Here is a 17,652-nt window from a genome sequence, read left to right as displayed (position 1 = left end):
GACTATCAGTCTGACTCCACAAGCACCCACACGAATTGCTTGATTCAGTTGTTAAAGAGCGGTTGGTTAAGATCTTTCGTCTCAACCGAGGCGCGCATTCTACAGCAGCCTCATTTGCTGTCAAGTGGTTATTTTCAGAAGTTTTCGAAGATTTCTTCAACAACTTCAACCACTTGCGCTTGCGATCTCTCGTAAGCGGGAGGCGAATTCTACAGCGTTACACGCTGCTGTCAACACCTCTTTTTCAACTTCCTTTTGGCTTCGATGAACTGAAGCAACTTGCTGTCGAGAACCGCGTAACTCATTGTTTAACAAGGAGTTTTCCGTTTCGACTGCGCCGGAAGTGGGGCGAATTATAGGCTCCCAGAATCTGCCGTCAACCCCATCATTCGGTTTTTCTATCAAAAACCTCAAAAACCCAATTTTTCTACTATATAGATAGCTATGAGCGAGTATTTGAGCAATATATTGCTCATCCGCTGACAGTTAAGCATCATAGCGCCACGTATTTATCGATCATGACTTCGGAAGAACTCCCGCAATGACCACCCCTCCTCGCAGCCTGGCATCCGCATTGTTTCCGATCGGCCTGCTATTGATCGCCATGGCGTCCATCCAATCCGGTGCGTCATTGGCCAAAAGCATGTTTCCCATTGTTGGCGCACAAGGCACCACTGCCCTGCGTTTGATTTTTGCCAGCGTGATCATGCTGCTCATATTGCGACCATGGCGTGCCAAGCTGACGACCAAGTCACTGCGCACAGTGATCATCTACGGGATGGCGCTGGGTGGCATGAACTTCCTCTTCTATATGTCACTGCGCACCGTGCCCCTGGGCATTGCCGTAGCGCTCGAATTCACAGGCCCGCTTGCCGTCGCTATCTATGCCTCGCGCCGAGCGATCGACTTCGTGTGGATTGCTCTGGCGATCATCGGCCTGCTTCTATTGATTCCGATGGGCGAGGCCACTAGCGGTATTGATTTGACAGGAGCCGCCTACGCGCTCGGCGCAGGCGTATGTTGGGCACTCTATATTTTGTTCGGCCAAAAGGCGGGAAATGACAACGGTGTCCAGACTGCCGCGCTCGGGGTAATGATTGCCGCCCTGTTCGTTGCACCGATAGGCATCGTGCATGCTGGCACCGCGCTGCTCACACCCGCGCTGATCCCTGTCGCCATCGGCGTGGCGATTCTGTCCACTGCCCTACCCTACACCTTGGAGATGGTCGCTCTGACACGCCTTCCCGCCCGTACTTTCGGCACACTGATGAGCATCGAGCCGGCGTTCGGCGCCCTCTCCGGCCTGCTCTTCCTGCAAGAGCATCTCTCGCTCGCCCAGTGGCTGGCCATTACCTGCATTATCCTGGCTTCGGTCGGTGCCACGTTGACGATGCGCAACGAATCCAAACCCCTGGTGCCCGCCGACTGATCATCTTTAACACCAGCTCTGGTATTTGCCGCTCATTTAGGCCATGTTTAGGCCGTAACCGAATGTCATTCATGGAGAATTTCGACACGGACAGCATGAACGCTTCGCTCGAGAGCGAGTAAAGCGGCTCTGTTCTTTTGCAGGGCGGCTATTAAGGATGGGAATGAAACGAATTTTGATACTGTTGCTGGTTGTGGGCATCGCAGGTTGTGCCGCAACCACTAAAACAGAAGTGAAACGCGGTAAAAAAGGGCTGCATATCAACTGTTCGGGCCTGTCCTCCTCCTGGGACCAGTGCTACACCAGCGCAGCTAATTCCTGCGGGGCCAAGGGTTACCGGGTGATCGCCAAGTCCGGCGACAATTCCGAAGAGCCCGGGGACTACCCATTCGGCCTCAACCCTGCGGGCTACACCAGCCGCAGCATGATCGTCATCTGCAAATAGCTGCCCGAGCAGTCCTTCCCGGCTGCTCATCTTAAATTCCCCCGCATTCCAGGCCAATTGCGACATGGCGACTAAACTCCTGCTCGATCATCGAGCCAACGGAGTTCCCATGACGCACAACAACAAAATCGTATTGGTGATAGGTGCCGGTGACGCAACCGGCGGCGCCATCGCCAGGCGCTTTGCCCGCGAAGGTTATATCGCCTGCGTTACACGCCGCAGCGCCGATAAACTGCAGCCACTGGTAGACAGCATCCAATCGGCAGGCGGACAAGCCCACGGCTTCGCCTGTGATGCGCGTAAAGAAGAAGACGTGATCGCACTGGTTGAGCAAATCGAAACCGAGCTAGGCCCCATTGAAGCTTTCGTCTTCAATATCGGTGCCAATGTGCCTTGCAGCATTCTGGAAGAAACCGCACGCAAGTACTTCAAGATTTGGGAGATGGCAGGCTTCTCCGGTTTCCTGAACGCACGGGAAGTCGCCAAGCGCATGGTCACGCGTAACCGCGGCACTATCCTGTTCACCGGCGCCACCGCCGGCTTGCGCGGAAGCGCGGGGTTTGCCGCTTTCGCCGGCGCCAAGCATGGGATACGCGCCTTGGCACAAAGCATGGCGCGGGAGTTAGGCCCGATGAACATCCATGTCGCCCATGTGGTGGTCGACGGTGCCATCGATACCGACTTCATTCGCGAGAACTTCCCGCAAAAATACGCCCTCAAGGATCAGGACGCCCTCCTCAACCCTGACCATATTGCCGACAACTACTGGTTCCTCCATCGCCAGCCACGGGACGCCTGGACGTTCGAACTGGACCTGCGCCCCTGGAACGAAACCTGGTGACTCCCTCTATAACAATAAGCAGTGAGTACAGACCATGAGTAAAACCCTGGAGTTCTTCTTTGATCTCGGCAGCCCCGCCACTTATCTGGCTTACACCCAACTACCCGCACTTTGCGCCGAAACCGGTGCGCATCTGGTCTATCAGCCGATGCTATTGGGCGGCGTGTTCAAGGCCACAGGCAATGCCTCACCGATCACAGTGCCAGCCAAGGGACGCTACATGCTGGATGACCTGGCACGCTACGCCAAACGCTACAACGTACCGCTCAGATTCAACCCGCACTTCCCCATCAATACCCTTGTACTGATGCGCGCAATCACCGGCATGCAAATCCATCAGCCTGAGCGCTTTCCCGACTTTATCGACAGCCTGTTCAAAGCGCTCTGGGTAGAGGGGCGTCACCTGGGCGACCCCGAGGTCGTGGCCAGTGTGCTCACTGAAGATGGGTTCGATCCGGAACAAGTACTGGCCCTGTCCAACGATGAGGCTGTCAAGAACACGCTCAAAGACAAAACCGAACAAGCCGTTAAACGTGGCGTGTTCGGTGCCCCCAGCTTTTTTGTAGGCAATCAGCTGTTCTTTGGTCAGGACCGTCTGGATTTCGTGCGCGAAGCCCTCAGCTAGATCTTGCTTGCAGCCGGCGCAGGCCGGCTGCAACCGATCAAATAGCCGCGGTACGCACCTGCAACCACTCAAGCGCCGCACCACTAAGCAATGGGCTCAAGCGCTCACGCACCTCGGTGTGATAGGCGTTGAACCATTCACGCTCATCCGCCGTCAGCAACGACGGCTCCAGGCAGCGGGTATCAATCGGGCACAGGGTCAGGGTTTCGAATTTGAGGAATTCGCCAAACTCCGTCTTGCCCGCTTCACGGTTCAACACCAGGTTTTCAATGCGCACGCCCCAACGACCAGGGCGATAAGTCCCCGGCTCGATGGAAGTAATCATCCCGGGTTGCATCGCTGTTTGTGGCGCGGCAGCGGCCTGGTAGGCAATAACCTGCGGGCCTTCATGCACATTGAGGAAGTAACCTACGCCATGGCCTGTACCATGACCGTAGTCCACCCCTTCGGCCCAGATCGGCGCACGGGCAATCGCATCCAGCAACGGTGAGAGAATACCTTTGGGAAATTGTGCACGGGACAGAGCGATTACGCCCTTGAGCACCCGCGTGCAATCGCGCTTTTGCTCCTCACTCGGTTTACCGATGGGCACCATCCGCGTGATGTCCGTGGTGCCGCCCAGGTACTGGCCACCGGAATCGATCAACAGCAAGCCATCACCTTCGATCAGCGCATGCTCTTCTTCGGTGGCGTGGTAATGCGGCATCGCGCCGTTGGCGTTGAAGGCGGCAATGGTGTTGAAACTCAGCGATACATAGCCTGGGCGGCGGGTACGTGCAGCGGTCAGGTGTTCGTCAATCGTCAGTTCGGTAATGCGCTCGCGACCCAGGGCGCTGTCGAGCCAGGCAAAGAATTCGCACAGCGCCGCACCATCCTGCTCCATGGCTTGGCGGATATGTTCCGCATCCGCCAGGCTCTTGCGGGATTTAGCCAGTGTGGTGGGGTTGAGGCCTTCAACCAGCTTGACGCCCGCGTCGAGGTTTTCCAGCAAGCCGGCGGTGACGCGGGCGGGGTCTACTTGCAAGCTTTCGCCCGCCGGTACCGCTCGCAGTGCTTGCGCCACCTCGCTGTAATCACGTAGGGTCACGCCATCCTGCTCAAGCACCGCCCGCAGTTGCGCATCGACCTTGCCCAACGCTACAAATAAAGTGGCCTGTTGCTGATTGATCAAGGCAAAGGACACAAACACCGGGTTGAACGACACGTCACCGCCGCGCAGGTTGAATAGCCAGGCGATGTCATCCAGCGTCGCGATGAAATGCCAATCGGCGCCCTTGTCTTTCAAACTGGCACGCAAGGCGGCCAGTTTCTCGCCACGACTGACGGTGGCTTGGGGCGGCAGATGCTGATAGATCGGCTGGTTCGGCAACGCCGGGCGGTCTTGCCAGACTTCATCAAGCACATCGATATCGGTACGCAGACGCGCGCCGCGCTCGGCCAACTTGCCACCCAGGGTACGTGCCGAGGCCACGGCCATGACCGCACCGTCCACCGCCACTACGCCCCCCTCAGGAGTTTGCTCGGCCAGCCACTCCAGCGGTCCGGGCTGACCCGGTTGCAGCTTCACCAACTCGATACCGCTGCCCTTGAGCTCCTTGGTCGCCTGTTCCCAATAACGGCTATCCGCCCAGACCCCGGCGAACTCCGCCGTGACGATCAGGGTGCCCACCGAGCCATGAAAACCGGACAACCACTGGCGCCCTTGCCAGTAACCCGGCAAATATTCGGACAAATGCGGGTCCGCCGATGGCACCAGCAAGGCATGAATGCCTTCGCGGCGCATCAGTTCACGGGTGTGCGCCAGGCGCTGGGGAACCGTTCCATGGGTCAAAGGCTGCGTACTCATTGTGTCTCCTGCTAACCACTAATAATTGTTATGTGTTGCGATGATAAATCAGACCGCCCAGAACGCTGGCGCACTCGCCAATGCGGCCTTGATCAACTGCGCGGCCTGGTCGATATCCTGTTCGGTGGTAAACCTACCCAGGCTCAAGCGAATAGTGCGAGCGGCACTGCGAGCGTCATGCCCCAAGGCCAGAAGCACATGGGACGGCGCATTGCTGGCCGAATTGCACGCTGAAGTCGCGGAAAAGGCAATGCCTGCACTCAATGCGGCTGAATTGAACTCGCCTTCGCTGAAGGTAAGGCTCAATGTGTGCGGAATACGCTGGGTTGGGCTGCCATTAAGACGCAAGCCGGCAACCGACGCCAATTGATCCAGCAAGCGCTGGCGCAGCGCGACAATCGTGGCCTTCTCATCCGCGAAAGACGCCGCCGCCAGAGCAAACGCCGCGCCCATGCCGGCAATCTGATGAGTCGCCAGGGTGCCGGAGCGCAAACCGCCTTCGTGGCCACCTCCGTGAATCTGCGCCAGTACCTTCTGCTGCGCCCGAGGCCCCACATATAACGCGCCGATACCCTTGGGCCCATACAGCTTGTGAGCAGAGAACGACATCAAGTCCACCGGCCACCGGGCCAGGTCGATAGCCACTTTGCCCGCTCCTTGCGCCGCATCCACATGGAACAACGCGCCGTGCTCACGCACCCGCGCGCCAATGGCCGGTATATCGTTGAGGGTGCCCAGTTCGTTGTTGACCAGCATCAGCGAGACAAGAAAGGTATCCTCGCGCAAGGCTTCGCTGACCGCTTCGACGCTGATCAAGCCGTCCGCATCCGGCACCAGGTAGGTCACCGCCACTCCGGCTTCCTGCAGTTGCCGCGCGGTGTCCAGCGTGGCCTTGTGTTCGATCTGGCTGGTGATGATATGCCCACCCGCCACACCACGGGCCTGGGCCACGCCCTTGAGCGCAAGGTTGTTGGATTCTGTGGCACCGGAGGTCCAGACTATCTGCTCGGGCTCGGCCCCCACCAACTCGGCCACCTGGCGACGCGCCTGTTCAACCTTCTGCCGGGCCGCTTGGCCGAATGCATGGGAACTGGACGCAGGGTTGCCGAAGTGGGCGTTGAAACCCAGACACTCGACCATCACCTGGATAACTCGCTCATCCACCGGCGTGGTAGCGGCGTAGTCGAAATACAACGGACGTTTATTCATGAGGTTAAAACTCGCAGAGCGTGCTCCCGAAAGCGGCGTTTCGGGGGGCATCGACCGGAACAGAGGTCATCAGGTTTAACCGATCGAATGCCATTAAAGAAGGTAACTTTATTTAAATGTGCGTAGGAACGCTCCTAGAATTGAGCTTAACAGGCTGAAGTAGCCCCATGGCAAACAAAAAGCCCGAGGTTCCTTGTGGGAAACCTCGGGCTTTTTGCTGCATGAAGCGCGCTCAACTGGGCCGACCATGCAAAACCACGCTGCGCTCGGCGTTCATTTCACCCTGGTGATCAAAGCCGAAGGGCTTTTGTGGCTGGCCAAGCAACGCGGCGCGTTGGCGTTGATAGTCGTCAAACGACAAGCCGCGACGGCCCAGAGCTTCCAAAGCCAACTGCTTGGTTTCCTCGGCCGTATAAGGGCGCATTTCCGGGGAGGGTTGGGTCGCACACCCCGCTAGGACAGAGGTGACAAGTAAAAGGGAAACAGCGAGGAAACGGTTCATGGAGAAGGCCCTGCGAAGAAGGTTTCGAGTCAATGAACACAGGCTACTCCCGCCCCTTCTCACTGAAAAATCATCGTCCGTGATAGTCGCTATCACGCGTATCGGCGTCCGCAGGAGGGAAACATCTTTATATTCATTTAAGTTCTATAAATATAGAAACACCTTCATTTACGAATTAAGACGATACCTCTATAAAGACCTTGCGCGCAGCCCACTGTCCACCCGGCAACAGCCCTTCAACAAAGCCCGAATTCCCATGAGAGGTCACCATGCAGCTGTTCACCCTGCCGCCCTCGCCTGCCCTCGCGACCTCGATCCGCGCCACAGCCCAGGTCTTCGAAGACCCAAAGTCTCAGGCCCTACTCGACCATATCCAGCAAGTGGCCCCCAGCGAGGCAAGCGTGCTGATCATCGGCGAAACCGGTACCGGCAAAGAACTTGTCGCACGGCATATCCATCACCTCAGTACACGGCGAAACCTGCCCTTCGTGGCGGTGAACTGTGGGGCCTTTTCGGAGGCGCTAGTGGAAGCCGAGTTGTTCGGCCATGAGAAAGGCGCCTTTACCGGCGCCCTCAACGCCAAGGCCGGCTGGTTCGAAGAGGCTGACGGCGGCACCTTGTTTCTGGATGAGATCGGCGATTTGCCGATGGCCATCCAGGTCAAGCTGCTGCGGGTGCTACAGGAGCGTGAGGTGGTGCGCCTGGGTTCGCGCAAAAGCATTGCAATCGATGTGCGAGTCCTGGCCGCCACCAATGTACAACTGGAAAAGGCGATCAACGCCGGGCATTTCCGTGAAGACCTCTACTACCGTCTCAATGTAGTCAGCCTGGAACTGAGCCCGCTGCGCGAACGTACCAGCGATATCCTGCCGCTGACCCGGCACTTCATCCAAACCTACAGCCAACGCCTGGGCTACGGCCCGATCACCATCAGCGACGAAGCCGAGCACAAACTCAAACGCTACAGTTGGCCGGGCAATATCCGTGAACTGGAAAACGTGATTCACCATACCTTGCTGATCTGCCGCAACGGCGTGATTGAGCGCGACGACTTGCGCCTGTCGAATATGCGCATCGAACGCCAGGACGACAGCCAGCACGGCACCGACAACAGCGCCGAAGCCTTGCTTGCACGGGCGTTTCAAAAGCTCTTCGAGGAACAGGCCGGCGCCCTGCACGAAAAGGTCGAGGACGCTTTATTGCGCGCCGCTTACCGCTTCAGCCATTACAACCAGGTGCACACCGCCAACCTGCTGGGCCTGAGCCGCAACGTCACGCGTACGCGCCTGATCAATATCGGCGAACTGGCGGTCAATAAACGCAGGCCCGGGGGAACGCTGCAGGGCGAACGGATGCTTCATCTATCCATTTAGGCGGCAGTGCAAAGCATCGTCTTGGCTGCGCTCAAAGCTGCGCAACACCTGGAAGGAACCGAAGGTCACGGCCGTCGCCTGGTGCGCGCGGATCAGCGTCCAAAAATCTTCGTCGCCGTGCTCAAAACGCTTGAAGGCTGCTTCACCCTCCTCGCGAGATTGCCATTGCAGGTAATTGAGCACCCGCCGGCCATCATCGCTGACCTGCACACTGGCACTCAAAAAGCCGCCGTGGCTTGCGGCCAGGCGCTCGCTCTGGGTGGTCAAGGCCGCCACCAAAGCAGATTGCTGGCGGGGCTCGATCTGAAATTCGATCAATTGAGTGAAGCTGCGATTTTTCTCTGACACCTGCATGAGCACTCACCTTTCTCTGTAGGCAGAATCTTGTGATTCGATGCCACACAGGGTAAAACCTCTAGTTAAGTCGAGGTCAAGCACTGTTTGGGAGTCTTATATGCTCAGCAACGAACTCAGCGTCGGTCAGTTGGCCGCTCGCAGCGGCGTGGCAGTCACCGCCCTGCACTTCTACGAATCCAAAGGCCTGATCAAGAGCAACCGCAATGCCGGTAACCAACGGCGTTATCCACGGGACGTATTGCGACGGGTGGTGCTGATCAAAATCGCCCAACGCCTGGGCATTCCGCTGGCGACCATTGGCGAAGCATTGCGGGCCCTGCCCAATGGGCGCACACCGAACGCCCACGACTGGGAGCGGCTGTCGGCGTTGTGGCGTGAAGATCTGGATGAGCGCATCAACAAGCTGATGCTGCTGCGTGACAAGCTCAGTGGTTGTATCGGGTGCGGGTGCCTGTCGATGGAGGCGTGCCCGTTGCGCAATCACGATGACCAACTTGGCGAGCGGGGCCCCGGTGCGCAGCTGCTGGAGCCCACGCTTGACTCCCATCGGTAAAGCCAATTGCGCAATGTAACGTGACCTATAGTGAAAAGGCTGTAACTCCATAACCACCATCCAAGGAGAACGTTATGAGCGTTAAACCTATTCCCAAGGGTTACCACGGCATTACTCCCTACCTGGGCATCAACGAGGCCGCGAAGGCGATCGAATTCTATAAAAAGGCCTTTGGCGCCTCTGTATTCATGCGCCTGGACATGCCCGACGGCAGGGTCGGCCATGCAGAACTGCGTATTGGCGAAGCGGTGATCATGCTGGGCACGCCCTGCGATGAAACGGCCCTGCGCAATCCGGACGCACATCCCAGTGTCGGTTTGCACCTGTATGTGAATGATGTGGACGCACAATTCAAACAAGCGGTTGATGCCGGCGCCAGCGCAGTGTCCGAGCCGCAGGATCAGTTCTATGGGGATCGCTCGGCGAGTGTGAAGGATCCGTTCGGGCACCTGTGGTTCCTGGCCACCCATAAGGAGGACCTGACCGAGGAGCAAATCCGCCAGCGTGCCATGCAGATGTTCAAGCAACATTAACCCTGCGGGCGTGAGCTTGCTCGCGCCTGCAACACGCCACGCCTTGCCCCAGTTCCCAACCGGCCTGCTCCGGCAAACTAAAGGCCTCTGTGGCGTTTGGAACACGTCAAGGGTTTGTCGATCTGACACTCCGGTAAGCATTGCGCCCCAGCCATATCGTCATGACCAACAAGGCGGTCAATGGCAGCCCATGGAACAACACGATCACCTGGGCCGGCGTCCACGTCACATAGAACGGCCCGACCACCAGCATGCCCACGCCAAAACCGGCCATCTGGATCAGGGTCAAGAGGCTGAACAGCGGCAAGCGCAAGCTATCGGGCTCGCTTTGCGCACGGGAGATCAGCGCCACCTCGGACAACCCATCGCCCAGCCCCGCCCACACCACCAGCAACAGCGCCAGCCACAGTTCGGTCTGCTGGAATGTCAGAATAAAGCCGCTGGACATCAACGCCACACCGAGCATGAACAAGCGCTCCATACCTTGGGTGCCACGACCTTTCAACACTGCACTGGCGATGCGCGCGCCAACAAACTTGCCACAGGCCCACACGGCCAGCAGATAGCCCATGACTGTCTTGGCCGTGTCCGGTGAAATGTACTGCGACAGCACTGGCCAGCCGACGTTATGGGCCGCGCTGCCGAGGGTGTCGAGCATACTGATCAGCAACATCGCGGCCAGCACCGGCGCACCGCGCAACCCCTTGGTCAGTTCGTGCCATTCGGCGGCGAGCCCGCGATGGGCGGCAACGGCAACGCTATATAACGCGCGCAAGGGCAAGACCAGGCAAGCGGCAATCACATAGGTGCCGATGTTGACGGCAAACACCGCTTCAAATCCGCCCGTGGCGATCAGCAAGCCGGAGAGCAAACTGCCGAAGACCGCGCCGGTGGCGGCCGCCGAGGTAATCCAAGCGTTGGTATTCACCCGCTGCTCAAGCGCGACCCAGGTGGGCAACTGACTGTTGAGGCCAATGGCAAACAGCGAATTGCACAGGCCGATACCGAAGGCGATAAAGGGAAGAAGGGTGAGTTGATGAGCCGGTAACAACACCAGCAGCGGCGTCAGCAACAGCGCCCGGGCCAGGTCCAGCCCCGCCAACGTCCCACGCCCGGCAAACCGCCGGAAAAACGGGATGCCAAACAGGCTGGCGACAATCCCGCCGGTGACCCGGCACGCCAGGAAGATGCTGACAAACACTACGCTCTGGCTGAGCCAGTACACATAAGTGGACAACGCCACCATGTTGAGGAACGCGCCAAAATCCGACACACCGCGGGCGAAGATGATCAGGCGAGCGTTGCGGGTCGACAGGTTCAGTTGTTGATCGTGGCTCATGCAGACTGTGCCTCCTCGACACTGCGCAGGCTTACCAAGAGCACATCGCGCCAGGCCGGTGCCGTCTCCACCCGCGGTCGCACCTCCCCGGCCCGATGGTAGAACCCACGGTCGTTGATCACGATAGTCTCCAGAAATTTCTCCATCGGCAGTTTCAGCAGCCGGCTGTGCTCCGTCTCGTCGGCAAACACCTCCGACACCACCGGCACCGTGTTGCATTCGCCAATAAAGTGCATGAACACCCAATCCAGGCCGTCCTGGTGAATCCCCGATGTGGTCGGGCTGCTCGACGACACATCCGCCCGCACCCGGAACTGATGGATATCGATCGTATAGGTCTGTTCGCCCAGGTGCGGGGCGATCACCGCAAGGTCCGTCGCCAGCAGCTTGTGCATGAGTGGGTGCTCGATAAAGCCTTCCTCGCTATAGCTCAGGTGGTTCACGCCCTGGCGATAGTTCACCGCGTAGGTGACCGGCGATTTGAACGCCGTACTCCTGTCGATCTGCAATTGCCGTGACGGTAACAGACGATAGCGCAAGATACGCCGTTCGCGGTGGGTATAAGTCTTGAACGCCTCGTCGCGCACCAGGTTGTCCCAAAAGGCGCGAAAGCTTTGCTCCTCACCGGGTTCAACGTTGACCAGTTCGCGAAAGTCCGGGCGATGACAGAAGTGATGTTCACGCAAAAGCGCCGAAATCTGAGGGATGTCCATATCGCTATCCTGCAACCGGTGGATCGATGAGGATGCGCAGCTGTTGCTGCAACGCATCGTGCAAGGCATGGGCGTCGACGGCATTGCCAACCTGGGCCCAGCATTTGAGCAAATAATGCTCCTCGATATCCGCGTCAATGTAGTGGCCGGGGTCCTGCGGGGCATATTCCAGCACTGAGCGGTGTTGATCAAGGAACTGAAGGCCGTCAATACCCCTGAAAAGGCCACTGTGCTGCGGATAAATCGCCAGCATCGCGTAGTGTTGCCCCGCATCGGCAACCTTATGTGCGCCGGCCTCCACCTGTGCATTGATGCCCTTTTCGCCCAACAACAATCCCATGTACAACTGATAAGGGTCGATACCGGCCAGGTCGCGGAACGCCGAGTTCACATACAGTCCGCCCAGGCGCGGGTTGATCTCGATGGCCACCGGCCCTGCGTCCGTCATGCGAAACTCGAAATGCACCACGGCGTTGGTCAGGCCCACCGCGTGCAGGCAGTCCACCGCGTACTGGCGGATCTGCTCGCACTGGGCCTGGTTGAACGACGTCGGCGGGGAAATCAGCAGGTTCTCAAGGACCGTGCCGCTGCGCTCGGTCAGCAGCAGTTTTTCATTGATCAGCAGCGGATGGACGCGCTCGCCGGCAATCACACATTCCACACTGCCTTCGATGCCAGGAATATAACCCTCCAGCAGAATGCTGCGCCCTGGCAGGTATTCACGCTGCAGCCCATCCTCAAGCGGCAGGGCGTGCGCACAGCCGTAGAAGTCCGCATACGCGGCGGCGCCATGATCACTCACGAAATGCCGATAGTGGCTGCGTAGTTCCTCCCAGTTCGAGCATTTTTTGATAAACGCCGAAGCCCCGCCAAAGGGCGGTTTGGCGATCATTGGATAACCCACGCGCTCGGCGCCTTGCTGGAGTTCCTGTTCGTTGTTGCACAGCGCGAACGGTACCGAACGCAACTCATGCTGTTTCAACACGCGGCGCATCAAGAACTTGTTATTGCACGCGGCAATCGCCTCTGGGTGGCTGTAGACCAAGCCCAACCGCTGACACGCCCGCGCAACGATACAGCCCACCTCCCCTTGTGCGGACGGGTGCCCGGCCTGGCAGAAAATCCCCCGCACCTGATAACGCCCGTCCAACTGTCCGACCAACTCCAGAATGGACTGCTCACTGAGCGTTTCGAGCAGGAACACTTCATCACTGTCGTCCCTGAGTCGTTGCAGGTGCTTGCGCCCCGCCACGGCAGCCGTCAAACACGCCAATCCGCGGGCGCGAGCCACCGTGAAATGCGGTTCCCGGTAGCGGTAGCGAGCGCAAGCGCTGTCATCTACATCAATAAACAGAATCGCATCCTGTTTCATACCGCATCCTGCCAACTGCACCATTGGCCCTCCCAGTTGCGAAAACGGTAAGTACGTTGCCCATCGCGCACTTCGAAATGCGGTAAGTCCTCAGGTTTTTCAAAGTCCAACAACGGCACGGTGAACTTGCCTTGTGCGTGAGGTAATACATATTCGGGCAGGGCAATATTCGATACGCGTCGTTTGAGCCGATCCATTATGGCGATGGCTTGGCTGATCGAGGCCTTATACTCTGAAGCACCGGGTGAAAACGGCATGAAGTGATATAAGTAATATGGCTTTACGCCCAGACGATAAAGATCAATGAATAATTTATGCAACGTCGCTTCATCATCATTCACGCCACGCAACAGCGGCATGTTAGAGAATACAATCGGGACCACACCCTGAATCCGTTTAACCGCGACGGCAAAATCAGCACTGAGCTCAAGCGGGTGGCAGACATGCACACCAAATGCATTGACCTTGTACTTCTCCAGCATCGCCACCAACTCATCAGTCACGCGAAACGGGTTGAAACTCAAGGCCCGCGAATGAATGCGTATCAGCAGATCATCACGAATGCCGCGCAAGGCGGCCAACATCTCCTCAAGCTTGCGGTCGGCCAGCATCAGTGGGTCACCGCCGCTGAGAATCACCTCTTCAATCGCCGGGTTCCCGCGGATGTATTCCACCGAATCCTTGAACGAGTCGGTGTTGGCGTTAGCTTTATCGGTGCCCACCTGCAGCGTGCGCAGCGCCTCGAAACAAAACTGGCAATAGGCATTGCAGGTGTTGGTGGTGCGCAGGATCACGCGGTTGTCGTACTTGTGCTGGCAGATGGGCGTCTTCATCTCATGATTGAGTTCCCAATTTTCGGAACTGCCGTCGTAGTCGCCCTGCACCTGTTCGCTCCAATACGGAACTACCTGGCGCCACAGGGGGTGGTCCATCACCTCTGCGGTGGTGAGTGAACGCTTGATCAAATCAATATAGTAAGGCGTGATCTGCATCTTGCGATCTTGCAAGTTGTGCTCGATATGCGCCGTTGTGGCCTCGTCCCATCCACCGCAGGCATTGCGCAGTGCAGGTTCATCGCGGATGGCGTTCTTCTGTTGCCAGCGCCAGTCTTGCCATTGGACTGAACGATGCATGGCTTGATCAAAAATCGACATAAGTTTGAACTCTCTGTTAAGGCATAGGGACGCGTACTTTTCCAGCGCAGGAAAAGTATTATTCGCAGCAATGACAATCGACGGGCAGGCGACAGACCACGATCAAGTAACTCACTTGATCACCGGCACCAGAGAGGTATAACAGTTCACCACGTGATGGCGTGAGTAAGTGACTAGCACGGTCATGCGATTAACTTCCTTTTTATAAAGTTCCGACTTCCAAGTCCGCACTCACTAAAGCCGATGCCCGCCAACGTGTCAATACGATAACCTTGCAATCCCTCTGGCATTAACCTGCACCCGCACCAACACCCCGTAATGACAAGGGGCGCTTTCATTCAAGCCAAGCTATTTGAAAAACAAATAACACTGAAAGCAACTATAGAGCGCGTTATTTCTACTTATATAACTACGTAGTCGCACTTCAGCTGAGCCAGGGGTTGGCCGCGAGGTAGTGGCGCTCAACTGCATGGCTGCTGACGATGTCACACAGCGGCATGGAGGTCAGGCCCGGCCTAACGCAAGCCGCTGAACGCCTGCGGCTGGTGTATTGCGTGTTCGATCAGCGCTAAATGCGGCCTGCATGTGCCCCTGAAACATTTTCTTTCATATGCGCCTTAGGGATTTCTCATTCTCATTCGTCTTAATTTAGATACAGCCCGTCGCGTCAGCAAAAGCTACGACTGGCCTTTTCCGGGCCTCTATCGCCCCTCCGATCAAGACCCCCATTCATATGTCGAAGAAGTCACGCTCCAAACTCTGGTTTCTCGTACATAGCTGGCTGGCATTGCCCATCTGGTTCTTTGTACTGATCGTCTGCGTCACCGGCACCCTGGCCGTGGTGAGCCAGGAAATCGTGTGGCTGGCCAACCCGGATATCCGCGCCAGCAAGCCGTCGGATGAGGCCCAGCCGCTCAGTTATGACCAGATAATCGCCGCCATCAAGCGCGAAGAGCCGCAAGTGTTCGTACAGTCGATCAACCGGCCAGATGAATCCCACTTCGCGCTCAGTGTCGACCTCAGCTACCCGGACGGGCGCTCCGTGGAGGTCTATGTCAATCCCTACACCGGGTCAATCCAGGGCATCAGCCCGTCGTTCAACTTCCAGGCATTCACCCGAGCCCTGCACGGCTGGTGGCTGGTGCCATTCACCAACGGCTACAGCTGGGGCTGGTACCTGGTGTCGGCCCTCGGCATACCGCTGCTTGCGTCACTGGTGACGGGGCTGGTGGTGTACAAAAAGTTCTGGAAAGGCTTCCTGCGCCCTACTCTGCGGGTGCGCCACGGTGCGCGGATCTTCTGGGGCGACTTCCACCGCTTGAGCGGGATTTGGTCGATCTGGTTCATTGCCGTGATTTCCATCACCGGCATCTGGTTCCTGATCCGCGCCATCCTGGGCGACAACCATATTTCGATTTCCACCGAGCCCGTCATCCCGGTGATTGCTCGGGACAAGGTGCCGATGTCGGCGCCTGGCGTACCGGCGCCGATGATTCCGGTGGACGAAGCCATCAAGGTCGCCGCGCAGCGTATCCCAGGCCTGGAGCCAAGCTTCATCAGCCTGCCCCTCAACGCTTACAGCCACTTGCAGATTGGCGGACGGGGCTGGTACCCGTTGATGTACCAGACTGCGCAGATCAACCCCTATGACGGCGAGGTTGCCGCCGCGCACTTGTTGTCCGACCGTTCGAAGCTGGAGTTTGTCACCGAGTCCATGCGCCCGCTGCACACTGGCGACTTCGGCGGTTTGTGGATCAAGCTGATTTGGGCGTTCTTCGGGCTGATCATGAGCATGATGGTACTCAGTGGCTTGCTGATCTGGACCAAGCGCACAGCACTGGCGACCCTTAACGCACTCAAGCGCGAAGCCAAGACCCAACGCAAACCCGCTTCCATCCCGGCCATGCACGCCGAAACCTCGGAGGCCCAGCGATGAGCAAAGTCGTAAGCGTAACGCCATCTCCCCTGCGCACCTTCTGGCTCAAATGGCGGTTTCACATCAACATTCTGCTGTTGCTGATACCGCTGGGGTTCATGCCCAAGTACTTCGCCGACGCGGCGTTGTTTCGCGGGGATACCGGCATCGGCGAGCGCGTGGCCGGGCAAGTGCAAGTCGGCCCCTGGAGCCTGACCCTGGCCGAGTTCCGTAATGAAGGCCCCCGCCCGGACCCTGCCGGCCCGATGAAATTCTTCAACGCGGCCCTGTGTGACACCTGTGCCAATCAGGTCAAGGCCACCTACCTGCGTATCGGCAAGCCCCGCAGCCTGCGCGCCGCCGGGGTGATCTTCTTCGGCACGCCATACCGCATGGGCGCTGGCCTGCCGGTGCCGGAGCGCACCCCGGTAGACGCCGAAGTCTGGGTGACCATGGAAGGCTGGGACGGCAGCATGCACCAGGGTTCCATCCCGCTGAGCCAGGCTTCGCCTGCCACCATTGCCTGGTTGAACAAGCAAGGAGTTAAACCATGACTTTCAAGCGCCTGACCCGCGCCGCGCTGTTGCTGTGCACCGGTTTGAGTACCACCGCCTTTGCCCACAACCCGATGTGCGAATGCAAGGAAATCCCCGGCGAGCAGATCCAGTGCAAAGGCGGGTTTTCCGACGGTAGTGGCGCACCCGGTGTGACCCTGGATGTGATCGGCTACGACGAAACCATTCTGGTGCCCGGCAAGCTCGGCGAGGATTCGACCCTGACCTTCAAGAAGCCCGCCGCCGAGTTTTATGTGCTGTTTGATGCCGGCCCCGGCCACGTGGTGGAAATCGACCAAGCGGATATCCAGGCGCAATGAGTACCACACAGGTTGTACGCCCTGCCGGTGCCGGCCATGAATCCCTCTACGTGCTGCTGCTGTGCCTGATCATCCTGACGGTGGCGGGCTCGGTCGTGGCGCTGCACGGTGAACCCCAGGAAATTGCGGCGCTGCCGAGCCACCAGTTGGACGCCCGCCGTGACCTGAGCGCGGCCGAGCAAGGCATCTACGCCGACCTGCGAGTGACCCTGGATGAAATCCACCTGTTGCAGCAGGAGCAAAGCACTTTGCCGACACCCGAGCAACTGGCCGACGAAGGCTTCGCACCTTTTGCCCAGGATGCAAGTTCGGTCAGCCGTGGTGGTCATCGCTGGCAGTTGCTCCCGTCGGCCGCCTACCTGGGCTTGAGCCAGGCACCGGCCACCAGCGGCTCGCTGCTGATGCGCGTGCAGGGTAACGAGCCGGATATCTGGCTCAACCGCAGCGCCAATCCTGCCGCCCCCTCCGACCTCACTGACCAGGCACTGATCGCAGCCGGCTGGCAGCAAGTGGTTGCGCAATTCGATGCCGGCGTCACCCGCCAGCATCGTCACTGAACGAGAAGACCGATT

The 17,652-nt window shown here is 58.4% G+C and carries 19 protein-coding genes; 11 read left to right on the top strand and 8 right to left on the bottom strand.

The features are described 5' to 3' along the window. Positions 1–541: 541 nt before the first annotated feature. The 4 genes from rhtA (at position 542) to JFT63_RS28125 (ending at position 3,340) form a co-directional block, all read left to right on the top strand. Positions 542–1,429 carry a threonine/homoserine exporter RhtA gene (gene rhtA, locus JFT63_RS28140; RefSeq protein ID WP_198845223.1) on the top strand — a complete coding sequence of 296 codons (888 nt, stop codon included), beginning with the start codon at positions 542–544 and terminating at the stop codon, positions 1,427–1,429. Between the two features lie 163 nt (positions 1,430–1,592). Further along, complete coding sequence (locus JFT63_RS28135) at positions 1,593–1,874, top strand: hypothetical protein (protein WP_003190182.1); 282 nt, start codon at positions 1,593–1,595, stop codon at positions 1,872–1,874. A 109-nt stretch (positions 1,875–1,983) separates the two neighbouring features. Further along, complete coding sequence (locus JFT63_RS28130; RefSeq protein WP_198845222.1) at positions 1,984–2,715, top strand: SDR family oxidoreductase; 732 nt, start codon at positions 1,984–1,986, stop codon at positions 2,713–2,715. A gap of 34 nt (positions 2,716–2,749) precedes the next feature. Next, positions 2,750–3,340 carry a 2-hydroxychromene-2-carboxylate isomerase gene (locus tag JFT63_RS28125; RefSeq protein WP_198845221.1) on the top strand — a complete coding sequence of 197 codons (591 nt, stop codon included), beginning with the start codon at positions 2,750–2,752 and terminating at the stop codon, positions 3,338–3,340. A 37-nt stretch (positions 3,341–3,377) separates the two neighbouring features. Here the strand turns inward: JFT63_RS28125 and JFT63_RS28120 are convergent, their stop codons facing one another. The 3 genes from JFT63_RS28120 to JFT63_RS28110 all read right to left on the bottom strand — a co-directional run bounded on the left by JFT63_RS28120 (position 3,378) and on the right by JFT63_RS28110 (position 6,897). Further along, entirely contained in the window at positions 3,378–5,186 is a 1,809-nt protein-coding gene (locus tag JFT63_RS28120) for an aminopeptidase P family protein (protein WP_198845220.1), read from the bottom strand. A gap of 48 nt (positions 5,187–5,234) precedes the next feature. Beyond that, entirely contained in the window at positions 5,235–6,395 is a 1,161-nt protein-coding gene (locus tag JFT63_RS28115) for a cysteine desulfurase family protein (RefSeq protein ID WP_057703641.1), read from the bottom strand. A 232-nt stretch (positions 6,396–6,627) separates the two neighbouring features. Beyond that, complete coding sequence (locus JFT63_RS28110; protein ID WP_057703642.1) at positions 6,628–6,897, bottom strand: hypothetical protein; 270 nt, start codon at positions 6,895–6,897, stop codon at positions 6,628–6,630. Between the two features lie 269 nt (positions 6,898–7,166). Between JFT63_RS28110 and JFT63_RS28105 the strand changes: the two genes are divergently transcribed. Then, entirely contained in the window at positions 7,167–8,270 is a 1,104-nt protein-coding gene (locus JFT63_RS28105) for a sigma-54 interaction domain-containing protein (RefSeq protein WP_198845219.1), read from the top strand. On the opposite strand, the gene JFT63_RS28100 is transcribed toward JFT63_RS28105, so the two are convergent. After that, positions 8,259–8,624 carry an antibiotic biosynthesis monooxygenase gene (locus JFT63_RS28100; protein ID WP_057703644.1) on the bottom strand — a complete coding sequence of 122 codons (366 nt, stop codon included), beginning with the start codon at positions 8,622–8,624 and terminating at the stop codon, positions 8,259–8,261. The genes JFT63_RS28105 and JFT63_RS28100 overlap by 12 nt on opposite strands. Positions 8,625–8,724: 100 nt before the next feature. On the opposite strand from JFT63_RS28100, the gene soxR reads away from it, so the two are divergent. Both soxR and JFT63_RS28090 read left to right on the top strand, forming a co-directional pair. Beyond that, a complete protein-coding gene (gene soxR, locus JFT63_RS28095) occupies positions 8,725–9,180 on the top strand; it encodes a redox-sensitive transcriptional activator SoxR (protein WP_057703645.1) in 456 nt (151 codons plus the stop codon). 74 nt (positions 9,181–9,254) lie between these two features. Beyond that, entirely contained in the window at positions 9,255–9,713 is a 459-nt protein-coding gene (locus tag JFT63_RS28090; RefSeq protein WP_198845218.1) for a VOC family protein, read from the top strand. 106 nt (positions 9,714–9,819) lie between these two features. Here JFT63_RS28090 and JFT63_RS28085 read toward each other — a convergent pair whose 3' ends face one another. From JFT63_RS28085 to JFT63_RS28070, 4 genes are read right to left on the bottom strand one after another with little or no spacing between them, the layout of a single operon-like run. Beyond that, complete coding sequence (locus JFT63_RS28085) at positions 9,820–11,052, bottom strand: MFS transporter (protein ID WP_057703646.1); 1,233 nt, start codon at positions 11,050–11,052, stop codon at positions 9,820–9,822. Next, complete coding sequence (locus JFT63_RS28080; RefSeq protein WP_198845217.1) at positions 11,049–11,765, bottom strand: 2OG-Fe dioxygenase family protein; 717 nt, start codon at positions 11,763–11,765, stop codon at positions 11,049–11,051. The genes JFT63_RS28085 and JFT63_RS28080 overlap by 4 nt, the downstream gene beginning before the upstream one ends. 4 nt (positions 11,766–11,769) lie before the next feature. After that, complete coding sequence (locus JFT63_RS28075; protein ID WP_198845216.1) at positions 11,770–13,137, bottom strand: ATP-grasp domain-containing protein; 1,368 nt, start codon at positions 13,135–13,137, stop codon at positions 11,770–11,772. Then, positions 13,134–14,291, bottom strand: a complete 1,158-nt coding sequence (locus JFT63_RS28070; protein ID WP_057703649.1) for a KamA family radical SAM protein — start codon at positions 14,289–14,291, stop codon at positions 13,134–13,136. Before JFT63_RS28070 ends, JFT63_RS28075 begins: the two co-directional genes overlap by 4 nt. Before the next feature lie 733 nt (positions 14,292–15,024). On the opposite strand from JFT63_RS28070, the gene JFT63_RS28065 reads away from it, so the two are divergent. The 4 genes from JFT63_RS28065 to JFT63_RS28050 are packed head-to-tail and all read left to right on the top strand — an operon-like array spanning position 15,025 to position 17,637. Beyond that, the gene (locus tag JFT63_RS28065; RefSeq protein WP_198845215.1) at positions 15,025–16,227 is read left to right on the top strand and encodes a PepSY-associated TM helix domain-containing protein; all 1,203 of its coding nucleotides are present in this window, start codon (positions 15,025–15,027) and stop codon (positions 16,225–16,227) included. Continuing rightward, a complete protein-coding gene (locus JFT63_RS28060) occupies positions 16,224–16,760 on the top strand; it encodes a thiamine pyrophosphate-binding protein (protein WP_198845214.1) in 537 nt (178 codons plus the stop codon). The genes JFT63_RS28065 and JFT63_RS28060 overlap by 4 nt, the downstream gene beginning before the upstream one ends. Beyond that, on the top strand, positions 16,757–17,080 hold the full coding sequence (locus tag JFT63_RS28055; protein ID WP_057703652.1) for a hypothetical protein: 324 nt from the start codon (positions 16,757–16,759) through the stop codon (positions 17,078–17,080). The genes JFT63_RS28060 and JFT63_RS28055 overlap by 4 nt, the downstream gene beginning before the upstream one ends. Beyond that, complete coding sequence (locus JFT63_RS28050; protein ID WP_198845213.1) at positions 17,077–17,637, top strand: DUF6162 family protein; 561 nt, start codon at positions 17,077–17,079, stop codon at positions 17,635–17,637. Before JFT63_RS28055 ends, JFT63_RS28050 begins: the two co-directional genes overlap by 4 nt. Positions 17,638–17,652 lie beyond the last annotated feature (15 nt).

Source organism: Pseudomonas sp. MF7453, assembly GCF_016405455.1.
In the GTDB taxonomy this organism is placed as follows: Bacteria; Pseudomonadota; Gammaproteobacteria; order Pseudomonadales; family Pseudomonadaceae; genus Aquipseudomonas; species Aquipseudomonas paralactis.
This window is presented reverse-complemented; position numbering and strand designations above follow the sequence as displayed.